The sequence below is a fragment of the Acinetobacter sp. YH12152 genome (assembly GCF_013418285.1).
Lineage (GTDB): Bacteria > Pseudomonadota > Gammaproteobacteria > Pseudomonadales > Moraxellaceae > Acinetobacter > Acinetobacter amyesii.
The window spans coordinates 66,640-84,056 of the sequence record NZ_VPCH01000002.1 but is presented as its reverse complement, the minus strand read 5'-3'; the positions used below and the strand labels follow the sequence as shown (position 1 = coordinate 84,056).

General features: G+C 41.6%; 16 protein-coding genes, 2 tRNA genes and 1 pseudogene. 9 read left to right on the top strand and 10 right to left on the bottom strand.

Going from position 1 to position 17,417, the window contains the following annotated elements; all coding sequences use genetic code 11:
* Nucleotides 1-58 precede the first annotated feature (58 nt).
* Complete coding sequence (locus FTU83_RS01145) at nucleotides 59-1,069, top strand: AraC family transcriptional regulator (protein ID WP_180022374.1); 1,011 nt, start codon at nucleotides 59-61, stop codon at nucleotides 1,067-1,069.
* Nucleotides 1,070-1,234: 165 nt separating this feature from the next.
* Nucleotides 1,235-1,921, top strand: a pseudogene (gene aqpZ / locus FTU83_RS01140) (aquaporin Z).
* A 97-nt stretch (nucleotides 1,922-2,018) separates the two neighbouring features.
* On the opposite strand, the gene FTU83_RS01135 reads toward aqpZ, so the two are convergent.
* Both FTU83_RS01135 and FTU83_RS01130 read right to left on the bottom strand, forming a co-directional pair.
* Nucleotides 2,019-2,267, bottom strand: a complete 249-nt coding sequence (locus FTU83_RS01135; RefSeq protein ID WP_078193158.1) for a hypothetical protein — start codon at nucleotides 2,265-2,267, stop codon at nucleotides 2,019-2,021.
* Nucleotides 2,268-2,384: 117 nt separating this feature from the next.
* A complete protein-coding gene (locus FTU83_RS01130; RefSeq protein ID WP_078193159.1) occupies nucleotides 2,385-3,473 on the bottom strand; it encodes a DNA/RNA non-specific endonuclease in 1,089 nt (362 codons plus the stop codon).
* A 263-nt stretch (nucleotides 3,474-3,736) separates the two neighbouring features.
* On the opposite strand from FTU83_RS01130, the gene FTU83_RS17645 reads away from it, so the two are divergent.
* Nucleotides 3,737-4,453 carry a hypothetical protein gene (locus FTU83_RS17645; protein ID WP_180105508.1) on the top strand — a complete coding sequence of 239 codons (717 nt, stop codon included), beginning with the start codon at nucleotides 3,737-3,739 and terminating at the stop codon, nucleotides 4,451-4,453.
* Between the two features lie 252 nt (nucleotides 4,454-4,705).
* Here FTU83_RS17645 and FTU83_RS01120 read toward each other — a convergent pair whose 3' ends face one another.
* Nucleotides 4,706-6,586 carry a potassium transporter Kup gene (locus tag FTU83_RS01120; RefSeq protein WP_078193161.1) on the bottom strand — a complete coding sequence of 627 codons (1,881 nt, stop codon included), beginning with the start codon at nucleotides 6,584-6,586 and terminating at the stop codon, nucleotides 4,706-4,708.
* A 122-nt stretch (nucleotides 6,587-6,708) separates the two neighbouring features.
* On the opposite strand from FTU83_RS01120, the gene FTU83_RS01115 reads away from it, so the two are divergent.
* The 3 genes from FTU83_RS01115 (at nucleotide 6,709) to FTU83_RS01105 (ending at nucleotide 7,721) form a co-directional block, all read left to right on the top strand.
* Nucleotides 6,709-6,799 (top strand) — tRNA-Ser (locus FTU83_RS01115).
* Between the two features lie 428 nt (nucleotides 6,800-7,227).
* Nucleotides 7,228-7,455, top strand: a complete 228-nt coding sequence (locus FTU83_RS01110; RefSeq protein WP_078190515.1) for a hypothetical protein — start codon at nucleotides 7,228-7,230, stop codon at nucleotides 7,453-7,455.
* Between the two features lie 190 nt (nucleotides 7,456-7,645).
* Nucleotides 7,646-7,721, top strand: a tRNA-Thr gene (locus FTU83_RS01105).
* Nucleotides 7,722-7,772: 51 nt separating this feature from the next.
* On the opposite strand, the gene FTU83_RS01100 is transcribed toward FTU83_RS01105, so the two are convergent.
* From FTU83_RS01100 to FTU83_RS01090, 3 genes are all read right to left on the bottom strand, one after another.
* Nucleotides 7,773-8,600: a cyclopropane-fatty-acyl-phospholipid synthase family protein gene (locus FTU83_RS01100; RefSeq protein ID WP_180009241.1), complete on the bottom strand. Its 828-nt coding sequence runs from the start codon at nucleotides 8,598-8,600 to the stop codon at nucleotides 7,773-7,775.
* Nucleotide 8,601: 1 nt separating this feature from the next.
* Nucleotides 8,602-9,900, bottom strand: a complete 1,299-nt coding sequence (locus FTU83_RS01095; protein WP_180002759.1) for an FAD-dependent oxidoreductase — start codon at nucleotides 9,898-9,900, stop codon at nucleotides 8,602-8,604.
* A gap of 430 nt (nucleotides 9,901-10,330) precedes the next feature.
* The gene (locus FTU83_RS01090) at nucleotides 10,331-11,209 is read right to left on the bottom strand and encodes a pirin family protein (protein ID WP_180025915.1); all 879 of its coding nucleotides are present in this window, start codon (nucleotides 11,207-11,209) and stop codon (nucleotides 10,331-10,333) included.
* 322 nt (nucleotides 11,210-11,531) lie between these two features.
* Here FTU83_RS01090 and ycaC point away from each other — a divergent pair, with 322 nt between their 5' ends.
* Together ycaC and FTU83_RS01080 are read left to right on the top strand one after the other, a co-directional pair.
* Nucleotides 11,532-12,164, top strand: a complete 633-nt coding sequence (gene ycaC / locus FTU83_RS01085; RefSeq protein WP_180092934.1) for an isochorismate family cysteine hydrolase YcaC — start codon at nucleotides 11,532-11,534, stop codon at nucleotides 12,162-12,164.
* A gap of 107 nt (nucleotides 12,165-12,271) precedes the next feature.
* A complete protein-coding gene (locus FTU83_RS01080; RefSeq protein ID WP_180073374.1) occupies nucleotides 12,272-13,198 on the top strand; it encodes a LysR substrate-binding domain-containing protein in 927 nt (308 codons plus the stop codon).
* 64 nt (nucleotides 13,199-13,262) lie between these two features.
* Here FTU83_RS01080 and ahpC read toward each other — a convergent pair whose 3' ends face one another.
* On the bottom strand, nucleotides 13,263-13,826 hold the full coding sequence (ahpC, locus tag FTU83_RS01075) for an alkyl hydroperoxide reductase subunit C (RefSeq protein WP_078190520.1): 564 nt from the start codon (nucleotides 13,824-13,826) through the stop codon (nucleotides 13,263-13,265).
* Between the two features lie 162 nt (nucleotides 13,827-13,988).
* Nucleotides 13,989-14,627: a TetR/AcrR family transcriptional regulator gene (locus FTU83_RS01070; RefSeq protein WP_180059338.1), complete on the bottom strand. Its 639-nt coding sequence runs from the start codon at nucleotides 14,625-14,627 to the stop codon at nucleotides 13,989-13,991.
* Between the two features lie 133 nt (nucleotides 14,628-14,760).
* Between FTU83_RS01070 and FTU83_RS01065 the strand changes: the two genes are divergently transcribed.
* The gene (locus FTU83_RS01065) at nucleotides 14,761-15,225 is read left to right on the top strand and encodes a hotdog fold domain-containing protein (protein WP_180050626.1); all 465 of its coding nucleotides are present in this window, start codon (nucleotides 14,761-14,763) and stop codon (nucleotides 15,223-15,225) included.
* A gap of 123 nt (nucleotides 15,226-15,348) precedes the next feature.
* Here FTU83_RS01065 and ssb read toward each other — a convergent pair whose 3' ends face one another.
* On the bottom strand, nucleotides 15,349-15,936 hold the full coding sequence (gene ssb, locus FTU83_RS01060; RefSeq protein ID WP_078193176.1) for a single-stranded DNA-binding protein: 588 nt from the start codon (nucleotides 15,934-15,936) through the stop codon (nucleotides 15,349-15,351).
* Between the two features lie 51 nt (nucleotides 15,937-15,987).
* Nucleotides 15,988-17,352 carry an MFS transporter gene (locus FTU83_RS01055; RefSeq protein ID WP_111884498.1) on the bottom strand — a complete coding sequence of 455 codons (1,365 nt, stop codon included), beginning with the start codon at nucleotides 17,350-17,352 and terminating at the stop codon, nucleotides 15,988-15,990.
* Nucleotides 17,353-17,417: the final 65 nt, after the last annotated feature.

Genomic DNA, 17,417 nt, shown 5'->3' with positions numbered 1-17,417 from the left:
TTGACCGTTTTTTTTAATATTATTGACAAAACACGACAAAATTTAGAATTAAAAAAATATGCAACAACTCAAGGACTATACAGGATCGGTCTATGGAGGACTGGGCCATTTGCTCTATGCTTATCACCAAGCTCAAGGCATTGCTATTCCTGAAAAACTGAATAAAGTTCAAAACTTAGAACGTTTTGATTATGCCGTTTGGCGTGATTTATTGATGGATTTGGATCAAAAGATCCAAAAGCCAGCGCTGGGTTTAGAAATTGCAGAACATGTGCAACCCAAACATATTGGCATCATTGCGTATATTGCCCTGTCCTGTGAAAACTTAGGCGAAGCGCTGCTCCGCTACCATGATTTTCATCGCTTAATCTTCGATGGTAGTCCATTGCTGATTGATATTCAAAATGATTTTTTCTCGATCGGTTGGAATGATTTACCCATGAATATGGCCAATCAATTGACCGATGAAATTGCGATTGCCTTAATGCTGCAGTTTCTAAAATTATTCATGCGTTTTGAAGATATCAATTTACACGAAGTGCATTTTCATAATCCTGCACCGAAAAATGTCGCTCAGTATGAACAATATTTTCGCTGTAAAGTTCGATTTTCCCAAGAAAAGTCGAAGGTTATTATTCCCATTCAAGAACTGTCTCGCCCCTTTTCCCAAGGCGATCAGACCTTACAAAAACTGTTAATGCAACAGGCACAGTCTTTATTAGAAAAACTGCCGAATACCACGCAAATCGACCAACGCTTACAGCAAGCCATCTTAATGGGTTTACAAAAAAATCAGTTCCAAATTGAACATGTCGCTACTCAACTGAATCTGTCCGTCCGACAATTACAACGCCATTTACAACAACAAGGCAGCACCTATCAGCAACGCATGCAGGAGGTCCGCTGTATGATGGCTGAAGAATTTTTAAGAGACCCACATTTAAGTTTGCAAAAAATTGCGCTACTGCTGGGTTATTCAGAACAGAGTGCATTTCAACGTGCTTTTAAACAATGGCGAAATTTAACCCCACAGCAATGGCGCTTATCGCAAATTGATGCAGCAAGTTAAAATGTGACGCAGTTATCATTTTATATATTGTGATTTTCAGCAAAATCCATTAAAGCTATGCATATTCAATAAATGAATAAAACAACACTTCACAACTATATTGCACTCATGCTGAGTGAAAGATTGAAAATCTATTCCAAATGACAAAAACAAATGGAATTTTAAATGAATAAATATTTAGCAGAACTGATCGGTACGTTTTGGCTGGTCTTTGGTGGTTGTGGTAGTGCGGTCTTGGCTGCGGCCTTTCCTGAACTTGGCATTGGCTTCGCAGGCGTGGCACTGGCCTTCGGTTTAACGGTGTTAACGGCTGCTTATGCGCTGGGTCATATCTCAGGGGGACATTTTAACCCTGCCGTGAGTATCGGCTTGTGGGCCGGTGGTCGTTTTGAAGCGAAAGAACTAGCACCCTATATTATTTCTCAATTGCTGGGTGCAACCCTCGCCGCATTTATTCTATTCATCATTGTACAAGGTCAGGCCGGATTTACCGGTGTCGGCGGTTTTGCCACCAATGGCTATGGTGAATTATCTCCAGGTAAATACTCTATGCTGTCAGCGTTAGTTATTGAAATTGTGCTGACGGCTGGCTTTCTGATTGTGATCATGGGAGCAACGGATAAACGTGCCCCTGCTGGATTTGCCCCAATTGCGATCGGTCTTGCGCTTACATTGATCCATCTCATCAGCATTCCCGTCACCAATACTTCGGTCAACCCAGCGCGTAGTATGGGTGTCGCATTCTTTGCTGAAACTGCTGCGCTTTCACAAGTTTAGCTATTTTGGGTAGCCCCTATCATTGGCGCGGTGATTGGTGCTGTCATCTATAAACTGATGGCAAAAGACGCATAAATAGAAGAAGACACCATAAAAAAGCTCACAACCTGTGAGCTTTTTTTCATTCATCCCGAATTGAGCATTGCTTCCTTCGACGGCCGATGACACAGCATTAAAGAAATGGATTTTCCACTTCGTTGTCTTCACCGCCCTGCGCTATTTTTTCAGCTAAGTTGGTTTCTGCCTCAAGTGTGGTCACCACATCATTGAAAAATGCCTGTAAAGCTTTCGCTGCAGCTAAACCTGCTTGGTCTTTTGTCACCTGTAAGTTGCCATAAATATTAATTCGATCTTGGCCATTTTCTAGTGTTAAGTCATGAATTGCATGCGACGCAGTGTCATTTTCAAATGCTTTGAACATGATGGATATCCTTCTTTTTTGTTGTAGTGATGCAGCAATAGAAATACGTGAAAAAGATTTCAACTGCAAGCAATGATCCTCTTCATCGCTCGCAGTTCAGCGCTATTATCTACTCAATTATTTCAAAATCTGTAGCAGATATTGCAGAATTTCTTCAATCAATTGTTTGACCAAGGCATCTTGATTGTTGTCATTTTCACTGCTTGCCATGGATGTCTCTCCCACAGAACCACCACTCGATTTAAACTCTTTTTGCAAACTTAAAATCTTGTCTTCTGCGACATCTGCAGCACACTGGCTTTCAGCATCCCAATGCAAATAAGCGATATCTTGATTTGCTTTTACTTGGGTGGCTTTGAGTGGCAAACGGTAGGTATTACGCTTTTGGTCTTCAGTTAATTCTGGAAAGAAATTAATTCCAGTCAGTTCTTCTAGCGCACAAATACTCATGACTTTGACTGTCGGTGCCGTATCACGCAAGGTATTGTCTGCATAGTACACGCCTGCAACACCTTTTTTCGGCAAATAGATCGCCTTATAAGTGGCGGTCGGCACAATGACCCCTTGCCCAATGGTTTTTAATTTTTTCGCACTGTAAACCGGCCCCGTCACCACATAGACATCTTGCTTTTGTTTGGTCACTATCGCCCGTGTGGCTTCTTCTAACTCGCGCCACACTTGCTGATTATTTTTTGGGGCTTGCGGCACCATATTGGCCAAAGAAAAACTGTCTAACTGCGCAGCTTTATTGGGCATATCGGCATTTGGCGCCATGTGTCCACGGTCATAGCCTGAAGATTTATAGTCTGACAGCAAAGCCCGATATTCAGACGGCACGCGAGTCTCTTCATGAAAGTTATCTTCACGCGGAATTTTTTGACTCAGGCGTGCAGGGGTTAATGCTTCTGCAACCCAAAGCGGTGTCTTGGATATCCCTGAATACATGACATTAAAGCCATTAAAACACAGTGGAAAACTGTTTTTATGCAGGCTTTCACGGACCAAATAAGGTGGCACTTCACGATAAAATTGGTCCAAACAGGCGCTATTTGAAGTGCTGCTCATAGAAACAAGTTGTTGAATTTTTTCTTGCCCGAAAGCAATAGCAAAGCTTCCTGTTGCCACCAGACCCAACAGCACTTTTATGCCATTTTGCCCAAATAACTGTGAAAGCGGATTTGCTGAATTGCGTTTCTTTTTGACCATGACTTACAACAATGACTTCTAAAAGGACTATTTTTCCGCAGCTTAGCAAGGGTGCAAATTTTAGTACACTTTTCTTTTTTAATTTGCTTAACAATCACACAAATATTGTTTAACAAAGCAGCAGTTGATGTAACTTTATGTCGCAGTTGTGCAGGTCTTTATAGGAGGTCATGAAGCAGTTGCGTATGTTTCATTGAATTCGCCTCAAGAATTATGACAAGGTAAAAATACGAAAAATTGCGATAAAAATATACGGAGTGATTATGCATTCTAAAATTTTAGGTTTAGGTTTAATTTCAGGTTTAATGAGCGCAGCAGCATTTGCAGAGCCGCCGATTCAACCCGGTGACACTTTAGAAAGCTTGTCTAAAGTCAAAATTGTGACCACTGTGAATGGTCAACCCGGTTCTATTCAGGACTTGGTATCAAGTGGTCAAGTTCAATTGCTTGAAGTACCTGCCGGACAAGTCAATGCCGCTGCAACAGAACAGCCCTTAAACCCTGAACAGGCTCAGGCAAACCAAATCGATCCGAATGCCCCTGCAGTTCCTGCAAATGCTGAACAAGCCGTGACTGAAGCGGAAAATGCACTCGCAAATGAACAACAAAGTGTAGCTGCTGCACCTACAGAGCAGTCCGTTCCAACTGAACAAACAGCAGTGGCCAATACACCTGAAGCCGCGGTAACTGAAGCACCTGTGGAAACAGCACAGCAAGCACCTGAAGCCGTATCAGCGGATAACAACGCTGCACCCGTCATTGCCTCTTCTGCAGAAGCGCCAGTGAATGCCGATAGCGCATCGGCTGCATTGCCTGAAGCTCCTCAAGGACAACAAGATGCTTTTATGGCAGCACCTGAGACTCAAAGTGTAAATCCTGCAGATGCATCAATTCAAGCCAACCCAGAAGCACCTGTTGCTGACGAAGCCATCCAAGCTGCGCCTGAAGCCTCTGCAGATGTAGACGCGACAATCAACTAATCAGCGTATTTTCAAGGATGAAATAACGCAACATCTTCATTCTGTTGTTTTGCTCGCATACTCCTCCCAGGAAAAAGCAACATCTTCATTCTGTTGTTTTGCTCGCATACTCCTCCCAGGAAAAAGCAACAGAATGATCTCTATGTCTTTGGACTAAATAAGTTCAATTATCACAGATAAAAAAAAGCCAGAATTGATCTGGCTTTTTCGTGTCTAACTTTTAAATCTATGCCTAAAAGTTCAATCTACGTCTTAAATTTCAATCTGACTTCCCAACTCAACCACACGGTTGGTTGGAATTTGATAAAAATCGCTGACTGGACTGGTATTTCGCTGCATAGAGATAAACAGCTTTTCTCGCCAAGGTGCCATGCCTTCACCCAAGGTATGAATAATACGGTCTCTGGAAATAAAGAAACTGATTTGCATTAGATCAAATTCAAATCCCAATTCACGATACGCATGCTCCAAAGCGGCAGGAATATTCGGCTGATCTTTAAACCCATAAAACATCGTGATTCGATAGAATCGATCATCTAGTTTTTCCGTGATCACCCGCTCATTTTCGGGTACAAATGGCACATCTCGGGTGTTGACCGTAACCATAATATTGCGTTCATGCAGAACTTTGTTGTGCTTAATATTATGCAACATGGCATGAGGCACGATCTCAGGCGTTCCTGTCAAGAATACGGCATCACCTGGAACAAACTTGGTTTCACTACCCATGCTGACACTGCGAATAAACAGGTCAATAGGCAAAGCATCTTTACCGAGCCGATTGAGCACCAATGCCCGTCCATCTTTCCACGTCATTAAAATCGTAAACAATACCGCACCAATCAGGATTGGAACCCAACCGCCCGCTGCGATTTTTAATGATGTCGATGCAACAAAAATCAAATCAATCAATAAAAATGGAACTGCAAAAATCGCCACTTTCCAAACCGGCCAACGCCATAAACCATAAGCTAAAACTGAGATCAAAATCGTACCGCAGAGCATGGTCATGGTCACAGCTACGCCGTACGCACTGGCCAAATTCGCACTGTTTTCAAACAGCAAGATCAAGATCAGCACCGAGATAAACAATGCCCAGTTAATAAATGGTAAATAAATCTGACCACGTTCAACTTCAGAGGTATGTTTCACTGTCAAACGCGGCAAGTAACGCAATTGAATCGCCTGATTGACCATAGAGAATACCCCTGTGATCACCGCTTGAGAGGCAATCACCGCGGCCGCAGTTGCCAAAGCAATCATTGGATACAATGCCCATTCAGGAATCAGCATATAGAATGGATTGGCTAAAGCTTCAGGATTACGCAGTAGCAAAGCACCTTGACCCGCATAGTTCAACAGCAAGCACGGCATCACCACAATAAACCATGCCAAGCGGATTGGGAGTCGGCCAAAATGCCCCATATCGGCATAGATTGCCTCACCACCCGTCATCGTCAAGATAACCGCACCCATAGTCAAAAATGCAACATAAGGCTGCTGAACCACAAAATTGAAGGCCCAATGTGGACTGATCATGGTCAACACAAATGGCGTTTGCGAAATACTCCATAGTCCAAAACCACCAATGGATAAAAACCACATGAGCGTTAAAGGCCCAAAGAATTTACCCATCGTGCCTGTGCCATGGCGTTGCACTAAAAATAGCCCCGCTAAAATACCGATCGATAAGGGTTGCAGCCATTGGTTAAACATCGGCGTCGCAATACTTAAGCCTTCAATCGCGGATAACACAGAGATTGCGGGGGTAATGATCCCATCACCAAAGAACAAAGATGCCCCAATAAAGCCAAGGGCAATCAGGTAGATTTTTTTGTTTTCGGCAATTCGTGTGGTTCGTAGATTCAAGGCCAACAGCGACATAATACCGCCCTCGCCATTGTTATCTGCGCGCATGATGATGCTGACGTATTTAAAACTAATCGTCAGCATGATGCACCAGAAAATCAGGGACAGAATACCCAGCACAGACGCTTCGCTAATCGCCAAGTGTGCTGTGAGGAAACATTGGCGCAGCGCATATAATGGGCTCGTCCCAATGTCTCCGAATACTACGCCCAAAGCTGCCAAGGTGATGGCAGGCAATGCGGCTTTTTGTGCAGTACTTTGCATATAATTGTCTTCAATTTAGACAGGATTTTTGCGAATCATAGCACCGCTCAAGATGTTTTTGTCTAATTCAATTGTTTCTCTTGGCAGAATATATTTTTTTCGCTATTATCCACCGCGCAAAAGGTGAAGTGTCCGAGTGGCTGAAGGAGCACGCCTGGAAAGTGTGTAAACGTTTATAGCGTTTCGAGGGTTCGAATCCCTCTTTCACCGCCAGAATAAACTGCAATGCCAAGCAGAATGAAGGTCTAAATTGATAAAATTTAGGCCTTTTTTAATTTTATTGTTCTCAATATTAAATATCCCCCTAATTGATCTTCTATTTGTTTAGCTCAATAACTTCACAGTATTTAAGTCCTGATTGACGGATTTCAATCACACGTTTTTTTCCTAATGCACGACTTATGGATTTTTTATTGGCAGCAATAAGTACACGTATATTTACAAATACAAATTTTATATTCTAAAGACAATTACTTAAGCCTATGCTAAAAATAAATCATCCTCTCAATATAGGTACTATTCAAAAAATTATTCATTAATTTAAACATCATAGAACTGAAACGCGATTGCGGTACTTTTAACTTGATCAACGAAAAACTTAAAAAACACATTTCATATATCACTGCTATTCGGGAGAGAACATGAATAACAGCCAGAATTATGTTAAGCAGATCAAGAACGCCAAACGTGGTGGCTATACCCCAACCCTTGCCAAAGATATCAATAAACATAAAATTCAAAAAGCACAGCGTCTGATTGACGAATGGCGAAAGCTCGCCAATGAACTCCGCCCCCAAATGCAACTGGAGATGGCATATACACTTGAAGAATGCGCACAGGATCTAGACCAAATTTTAAGAATGAAATAGCACACAACGTTCATCCATCCTATTTTTTCGCCCACATCTTGTGGGCGAAATATTACCTAATTTTATTTCTCTGGTTTTTAGAGCCAAACATCGGTCGAATACTGAATAAATCAAACGTATAAATTACATTCGATTTGCTGTTTTTTTAACTTGCGCCGCTTCAAAAAATCTGTAGAATGCATTCCACAACGCCGGCATAGCTCAGTTGGTAGAGCAACTGACTTGTAATCAGTAGGTCCACAGTTCGAATCCGTGTGCCGGCACCATTTCTTAGCCTCGCTTTTTAGTGAGGCTTTGATGTTTTTAGAGCCGCTCTTTTATGGCTTCCTCGCGCTAATCTGCACATAACGAATCAGTCCGTCTCGATACAACTTTTCGCACAATTTTGCCGTCATCTTGATTTTGAATTGATCCACATGACTCAGGCTCATCTGACTTTGTTGTTCTTGAATATAATCGGCAAAACCCTGAAATACGAATTCGCTGATATCTTCGATCTGGATATTTTCGAAACCTGCCTGTTGCACTTGGTGTTGTAAATTTTGCTTTGAATTTAAATTTTTCAAATTCACATCTGCTGCTTTCAACAGACTTTGATATTTCAGTCGCTGTAATGAATTTAAATTCAAAAACGCATCGGACAACATTAAATAGTGAAAAGCAAAGCGCCCTTTTGAATTCAAAACATCAACGACTGATAAAAGCAATGAATTCAAATCACTATGATAAGCCGCATCAATACACAGCACCGCATCCATAGCGTTTTGTGGATAAATATTTTTTAAATTCAAAAATGTATCTTGCTGGATTTTGATTTTTGAATTTAAATTTTTTTGGATTTTTTCCACACATGCTGTTTGCAATTCGACTGCGGATAAGTTTTGAATTTGAAAATGTTCCATCCAAAAAACCAAGCTCGCACCCTGCCCGCAACCGAGGTCTAAAACACGATCTGTAGATTTTAATTGAATGGATTCGGCAAGATATAAAGCGAGTTTTTGACAGGCCGCAGGATAGGATGATTTTGCATCATCCCAATAGCCCAAATTGCTCCAAGCAAGCTCCGCATCATCTCCGAGTAATCGACTGTTAATCGCATATTTATGGCTAGGGACGTACTGACGAATTGCTTGAAGCCATTTCATGTTAGTAACCGAGTTGAGGGGCAACCTCCACTTTAGGTTTTAAACCCACAAACGGCAATGGCGCACCAAAAATTTCTGCAATATGCATAGCAGACGTTACCGCAGACTCTAAAATCGGCAGACCATCGCAAGACCATGAACCACAAAAGAAGACTTTACGCTCAGGGGATAAATGTCGTTGCTGTAACTCTTTATTCAGCGCCACCGTATGTGAATCCACCACTGCGCGTGTCAAACTGACCGAAGAGATCACTTTTTTAGGATCAATCGGTGTCACTGGCTGCCAAGTTTGGAACACTGGAGTTTTACCCACCAAGCTCGGCTCGATTGAGTTAAGCCACACGGTAAATTGCTGACGAGTAAATTTACGATCCATCATATAACTTAGTACAGACCAATCTTTGCGCTTCGGCGGCATCACCGTTTGATCAGTGTGGATCACCAACTGACCTTGCTCAAATTTAAATTTCTTTAAGAGCTCAATATCGTCAGCAAACTGAGTAGAATCTAAAAATTCTTCCGTTTTGGTGGTTGGTGTCGCAACAACCACGCGATCGAATAGATGATGTGCACCGGCCTCAGTTTCCACCAAGACTTTATCGTCTTGCTCGAGCACTTTGGTAATTGCCGTACCACTTTGAATATTTAAACCTTCAATCAGTTTATCAACCAACGCAGGTGTACCACCTTGGATACGCAACAAGGCATCACCATTGGTCAATTGACGCAAGAAAATCAACAGCGGTTTCGCAGGCCATTCGCCAATCGTTTTCGGGTTACAAGTGCAAATGGTATACAACACAGGCATGACTGCACCATGCCAAAATACTTCTTCAATTTCATTTTTATTAATGAATTCAGCAAGCGTAATATCCTGATTTTTTGATTTAAAAAATCGAGTGATCGCGGCTTTAAGTTGCAACATTCCTTTGACTAAACGCCAGCCATATTGTTGTAAGCCTTTACGGTTATTAATAATTGGGAAATTACCAATACGGCTACGACTGGTGGTCAACCACGTTTCTGTACGATCTTCAAATAGCCAACTGCATGCCATATAGGTACGGACAGGGAAAGTTTTAATCCCTAAATGGGTCGCCAAACTTAAGGTATTTTTCCAAAGATGTGGATTCATCACACGCAAAGGGGCATCGATCAAGCCGCCTTCAAACTCAGTGCTGTGGCTATCCATACCACGACCAGGCAGAGCTTCGAAAATTGTAATGTTATGCCCTGCGTCTTTAAGAATTCTTGCGGTAGCCAGCCCAGCCATGCCACTACCGATGACTGCAATTTCCAATTTTCTTTTCCATCTATAAAACACAGTTTAAAAGTATGACTGATCAGAAGTTAAAAATAGCTATTAAAAAATACCAGATTCGCACTTTTTGTATGGATTTCAGTACAGCCGTTTTTAAGTTAAATTTACAAATATTTACAGTCAAAAAGCACACAATTTAAGCTTTGTTTTTTAAACATATTTTTCTTTAAAATTTTAATTACTCTATAAAACCAAACAATTAAATTAACCATTTTTATAACTTTCGGTTTACTTTAAAGCCAAGTCTCGCTAAGATGCGCCACATAATAAAGTGATAAATTCATCACAATTTATAAAAAGTAAAATGATATTTAAATCATGACAACTATAAATACTACAGCGCTCAATAAAAAAGCCTCTGACTGTTCAGAGGCTTTTTTTTCGGCTATTTCAACGGCATGAATTTCACTTAAGCCTCATGCGCTAGCGCAATTTCACCAAATTTTCCGTTATTGAAATCATCAAAGGCTTGAATAATTTCAGCTTTGCTATTCATCACAAATGGGCCATAACCTTGAATCGGCTCATTTAGTGGCTCACCGCTAAGTAACAGAAATTGTGTGTCCTGCAACGCTTGTAGCTGAATGGCGATATCATCTTTGGCAAACATGACCATCGAACTGTCTTGAACTTTATGGCTTTCATTCACCACAACCTCACCCTTCAAGACCACCAAAATGGTGTTATGCCCTTCAGGTACATGTAAGGTGGTTTCATATTGAGCTTTCAATTCACCATCCCAGACATTCACTGGACTAAAGGTTTGTGCAGGCCCAAGGTGACCACCCATTTCACCAGCAATCACCCGAATATGCCCTGCACCTTCATCCATGTCTATGCGAGGAATATCTTGGCGTGTGATCGCTTGATAACGAGGCTGGGTCATTTTGTCTTTTGCCGGTAAATTCACCCACAATTGAACCATTTCAAAAAGACCACCTGCTTGAGCAAATTCAGGCGAATGAAATTCTTCATGCACCAGACCCGACCCTGCGGTCATCCATTGCACATCGCCTGTTTGAATTGTGCCGCCACCACCACTTGAGTCCTTATGAGTCACTTCACCGCTGTAGGCGATAGTCACCGTTTCAAAACCACGATGTGGATGTGAACCTACACCATGCCGTGCAGTGGTGGGATCGAACTGATAAGGTGCCGCATAATCCAAAAGCAAAAATGGGCTAATCGCCTGACCTAGACGATCATAGGAAAATAAGCTTTTGACTGGAAAACCATCGCCCACCCAGTGCATTTGCTGATTACGATAAACACCAATTACTTTTTTCATTTCTTAGCTCCTATATTCATACGATAGGATGAACATAGCGCTTATTTTAAGCTTTGAAATACTTACTGACCATCTTCCAGATAGCATTCTATATCTCAAAATTAGAACAATACTCAGACATAAAATCTGCACCTCACTCAAAACCAAGCATTAATTTCGAAATTCTAAGGTTTAAGACATATAAAACGATGAATTATCCCAATTTTATGATTGAGCTTCTCATTTAAACCCATTTCATTGTCTCATTTTTACAACTATTCTAAATCGAGTTAACACGCAGATTTCATCTGATCCTGCGTAGTTGCAAACAGGAAAGAGGACAATAAAATGGGGCAAACCTTACGTTCGTTTAGACAAAGATAATGCCGCGGTACTTTTAGTTGACCATCAAACAGGTCTACTTTCATTGGTTCGCGACATTGATCCAGATAAATTTAAAAATAATGTGCTCGCACTGGCTGCAGCCGCAAAATATTTTAATCTTCCAACGATTCTCACCACCAGTTTTGAACAAGGTCCAAACGGTCCATTGGTTCCAGAACTCAAAGAGATGTTCCCTGACGCACCTTATATTGCACGCCCAGGTCAAATTAATGCTTGGGACAATGAAGACTTTGTGAAAGCAGTCAAAGCAACCGGCAAAAAACAATTGATTATTGCCGGTGTAGTGACTGAGGTTTGTGTGGCATTCCCAACCTTGTCTGCTTTAGAAGAAGACTTTGACGTCTTTGTGGTGACCGATGCTTCAGGTACTTTCAACCATTTAACCCGCGACTCAGCGTGGGAACGTATGACGCAAGCGGGTGCACAGCTCATGACGTGGTTTGGTACCGCGTGTGAATTACACCGTGACTGGCGTAATGATATTGAAGGTTTAGGTGCGCTTTTCGGCAACCATATTCCAGACTACCGTAACCTCATCAACAGCTATACGCAAAATACTGAAAAGAAATAATCCTCCAGTAGTAAAAAGCGGCTTCGAGCCGCTTTTTTTATACCTGATGTATAAATTGACGTATGATAATTGGAATTGAAATAATTTTTCACTGCATAAGGTGATCCATGCATTCATTTGATGACTATTACTACTTTTACTTGGTGGTGAAACATGGCGGTTTTAGCGCTGCAAGTGAAGCATCGAATATTACAAAATCAAAATTAAGCCGACGCATTTTAGATCTTGAAGCCAAATATAATGTCACCCTTATTCAGCGTTCTACCCGACACTTTAAGGTCACGACATTAGGCCAAGAATTGTATGAAGAATGCATAAAAGTGATCGAACAAGTCGAATGTGCGCATCAGGTGCTCTTGAAGCAAAAAAGTGAACTTGAAGGCTTGGTTAAAATTAGCTGTCCACCAGTCATGATGGAACATCAAATTCGCCCCTTGTTAAATCAGTTTTTAAAAGATCATCCCAAAGTTCAGGTCGAACTCGAGCTGTCTAGCCGCCGTGTGGATGTCTTACATGACGACATTGATTTGGCGATTCGCACCAATTTTAGTAAGAATGAAGACTCGAGCATTATTGTACGTGACGTGATTAAAACCGTGCATTGCTTAGTGATTAGTCCTGAACTTTTACAAGGACGCGAGTTAAAGCATATTACGGAATTGACAGAATTTCCGAGTATCGTTTTGGGCACACAGAAAAACCGCTATCAATGGCATTTGCATCATACGGGACAGCAAGAACAGATTGAAATTGCCTTACAGCCTCGGATTAAAAGCAATGACTTAGCCGGTGCTTATTATGCAGCACTCGATGGTTTAGGCATTGCAGACTTACCCTATTTAACCGTGCAAGCAGATATTGAGGCAGGTCGTTTAATTCACCTCTTCCCCGAATGGTGCTCAAATGTCGGTACGGTGCAATTGGTATATGTTTCGCGCAAAGGTCAACGCCTAGTCATGGAAAGATTAATTGACTATTTAGTCGATGGAGTTCGTGGCTATGCTCCAGAACATGATGGCTATTTAGTCCAATGATCTAAACCACAAAAAAGCCAGAACTGAGTTCTGGCTTTTTTAAATCTACGGTTGGATTACCAAATTAGATTTTACCCACTAGGTCGATCGATGGTGCAAGCGTCGCTTCACCTTCTTTCCATTTTGCAGGACATACTTCACCTGGGTGTGCATGTACATATTGAGCAGCTTTTACTTTACGCATCAATTCAGAAGCATCACGACCAATACCACCTGCATTGATTTCAACGATTTGGATTTTACCTTCAGGGTCAATTACGAAAGTACCACGGTCAGCAAGACCATCCGCTTCAATTAAAACATCAAAGTTTTTCGCAAGTGTCCAAGTTGGATCGCCAACCATTGGGTATTCGATTTTCTTAATTTCTTCAGAAGAATCGTGCCAAGCTTTATGCGTGAAGTGTGTATCAGTAGATACTGAATAAATTTCTACGCCCATTTTTTTGAATTCAGCATAGTGATCAGCAAGATCGCCTAATTCTGTTGGACATACAAAAGTAAAGTCAGCAGGATAGAAAAACACCACAGACCATTTACCATAGAAGTCTTTTTCTGAAACTTCAATAAATTGACCGTCTTGGTAAGCGGTAGCGTTAAATGGTTTTACTTCAGTATTAATTAAACTCATTTGATATTCCTCTAACTCATTTCAGGGATTGCTTATCTGTTGAAGCTAGAATACGAAATATCAAACCATAGGTAAAACCGAACTTTTTTATAAAAACTATCGGATTTTTAGATTTGTTATTTAAATCAATCTTTGCCTTTCCATCGTGCAAACCAATCAAGTTCAATGGGTGCAAGCCTTTATATCCATAAAGAGGGTCTGCCAAGCAGCCTGTGTAAACTGTTGTTTATAGTGTGATGGTGGCGTTTTGACTTTATGTGATAACCATGCCCGACAATAATTTTCCGTTGCCCCTAAGACCAATGACATCATTAATTCTTTGGGTAAATGCTCAATCAAATGCCAATCGGGTTGTGCGGTCAACCAATCCAGTAGTGCGCTATTGCATTGCAAATTATGTTTTTTTAACTCGGCTTGTAGCGTTTCCTTACGCATACTAAACCCTGCCGCATACAAGAATCCTGCAAAATCTGGATAGGCTTCGACCCAGTCTATATACGAGCACAAAATGGCTTGAATGCCTTCCTGCAGCGATTGGGCCTGTGTCAATGCATCTGCCCTTTTCACAAATTGATCTTGCAACGCCGCAAAATACAATGCCGCCACTAAACCATCTTTATTTTTAAAATGATGGTAAATCGCGCCAACACTGGTCTCTGCACGGTCTCTCACATGTTCAATCGTCGTCGTTTCAATCCCTTGCTCTAAAAAACATGCAAGGGCTTCTCCTAAGATCTGCCGTTTAAGTTCCGCTCGGCGACCACTGTAAATTCGTTGCAATAATGCTTGATTTGACGACATCGATACCTTCCCTTTGATCGGGTCATTTTAAAACAATGTTGGCTTTTTTTAATAGCTGTGACGTCATTTACGCCATTAACAGAACAATATTCTGTATTAGAATTATATTCTGAATAATGACGGATAATTAAGCATGAGCCAAGCATTAAAATTATGGAAGACCTTCCAAAACAAACCCGCAGGGAAATGGACTTTTTCAAAATTGCTGTGTTTGAAAGCACCGTATTTCAGCAGTATTTCGCCTGTTTTTGATGAATTAAAGCCCCAATACTGTGAACTACATATAAAAAAACAGCGCAGCGTGCTGAATCATATTGGCACTGTCCACGCGATTGCCATGTGTAATATGGCTGAATTGGCTGGCGGAACCATGACCGATGTGACCGTTCCGAGCAGCCATCGTTGGATTCCCAAAGGCATGACTGTGGAATATTTGAAAAAAGCCGATACAGATTTAACAGCCATTGCCACGCCTGTCGATGTTAATTTTACGTGGAATGCAGGGAGTGATTATTTGGTGAATGTCGTGGTGAACAACACACGTAATGAAGCAGTTTTTAAAGCCGTGATTACCATGTGGGTTTCTGCAAAAAAATAAGTCATCGACTCAATTTCAAAATGAAACTGATCTTTCAAGATGAGACCTGCGAAAAAAAACCCTCAAGATTGAGGGCTTTTTTTGATGATGATCTACCGTTTTAAACGCTGTGTTTAAGGTTCATTAGAACGGTAAGTCGTCATCTAAATCTGCTGCTGCAGGAGCCGGTGTCGGTGCAGGCTGTTGTTTTGGCGCAAAACCACCTGGGTTGTTATTGCCATAGCTATTGCCTTGAGCCGGTTGGTTATTGCCATAACCGCCTTGGTTTGAGCTATTACCGTAGCCACCTTGGTTTTGGTTATTGTTATAACCACCTTGTTGATTATTAAAACGAGGCTGACCAAAATCACCGCCTTGACCTTGTTCGCCTTGTTGGCGATTATTGTCAAGCATTTGCATTTGTTCACCACGAATTTCAGTCGTGTAACGCTCTTGACCGCCTTGATCTGTCCACTGACGAGTACGTAATGAACCTTCAATATAAACTTTAGAACCTTTGCGCAAATATTGCTGTGCAATTTCACCTAAGCGGTTATGTAACACAATACGGTGCCATTCTGTTTGCTCTTTACGTTCACCTGTATTTTTATCTGTCCATGAATCACTCGTTGCAATTGAAAACTGAGTGAGAGAACCACCATTTGGGAAAGTTTTTGTTTCAGGGTCACGACCCAAAGTACCAACTAAAATGACCTTATTTACACCACGCATCAGACGTATTCTTCCTATTTGTTTCTATTATTTACTTTATAAGAGTTATGCTTAAATGGCTACCTCTTTCCCTAACAAGTGCGTTAAATGTTGTCGCGCAGATTCATCCATCTGCTGCTTATCCACTTTTACATAAGCCACTTGCTGGTCAGACATCACCACAACTTCTTCAATACCACGAATTGCTAAAAGCTGAGAAGTCCATTCATCCGTTTCTTTATCTTCAGGCAAACTGAAAACCATAGACGATAAATAACGCGGCTGAGCCAACCCAAAACTAATGATCAACCATAAAATGGCTAGCCCTGTCAGGATGCCCCATCCCATTGCCGTATCATTTAGCAACAGAAGTTGCCCGCCAATCATACCACCAAAAAATGCCCCCAGAAACTGACTGCTGGCGTTCACCCCCATGGCAGTCGCTTTGGATTGAATTGGAGCTGCTTTCGATAACCATGACGGTAATAATGCTTCCATCACATTAAATGCGATAAAGAATAATCCTAAGCCAGTAAGCAGAATATATTTTGATTCGAAACCAAAAATTAAGATGCCCAATCCTAAAATAATGCCACCAATGGCGGTCAAGAAAATGCCGCGCATTTTGCGATATTTTTCCGCCAAAATAATACTTGGAAAGGCAAAAAACAGGCTCACGACCAAAAGCGGCAAATACACCAAACCATGTGAATGTAATGGAATATTGGCAAAGTCAATCAACTGAGACGGTACATAAATAAACATCGCGGTGAGCAGTAAATGCAATGAAAAGACTGAAACATGTAAACGATTTAGATCAGGCATTTTCAGTACTTGCTTTAACTGCGTCAGATAACCTTGTTGAAAATTTTTATGATGACGCGTTACTTTCGGTACCAATAGCAACATCGCAATCGCGGCAAGTCCCATGATGGTGGTCACCCAAAATAAACCCGAGATGCCGACTAAACCTGTGAGCCAAGGCCCAAGGCTGAACGCGACCACAAAGGACAAACCGATACTCATCCCCATCATGGCCATGGCTTTAGTACGCTGTTCTTCACGTGTGACATCGGCTAACAAAGCCATCACTACGGCAGATACAGCACCACCACCGGCAATCGCACGCCCGATAATTACGCCGTAGATGCTATCGGACATCGCCGCAATTGCACCGCCTAAAGCAAACAACAGCAGCCCGATCACCACCAACGGTTTACGGCTATAACGGTCTGCAATCAAACTAAACGGAATCTGTAAAATCGCTTGGGTCAACCCATAGACACCCACCGCTAAACCAATGAGTGCCGGTGTTGCCCCTGCATATTGCTGACCTGCCACAGAGAAAACAGGAATAATCATGAACAGCCCCAGCATACGTAAGGCGAAAATACTACTCAAAGCAAAAGTTGAGCGTCGTTCAAGAGCATTCATCATAGCTGGTTAAAAATTCATTAATCTTGGAATGGGATTATAGGACATTCAGCTTAAAGCGAAGCAGG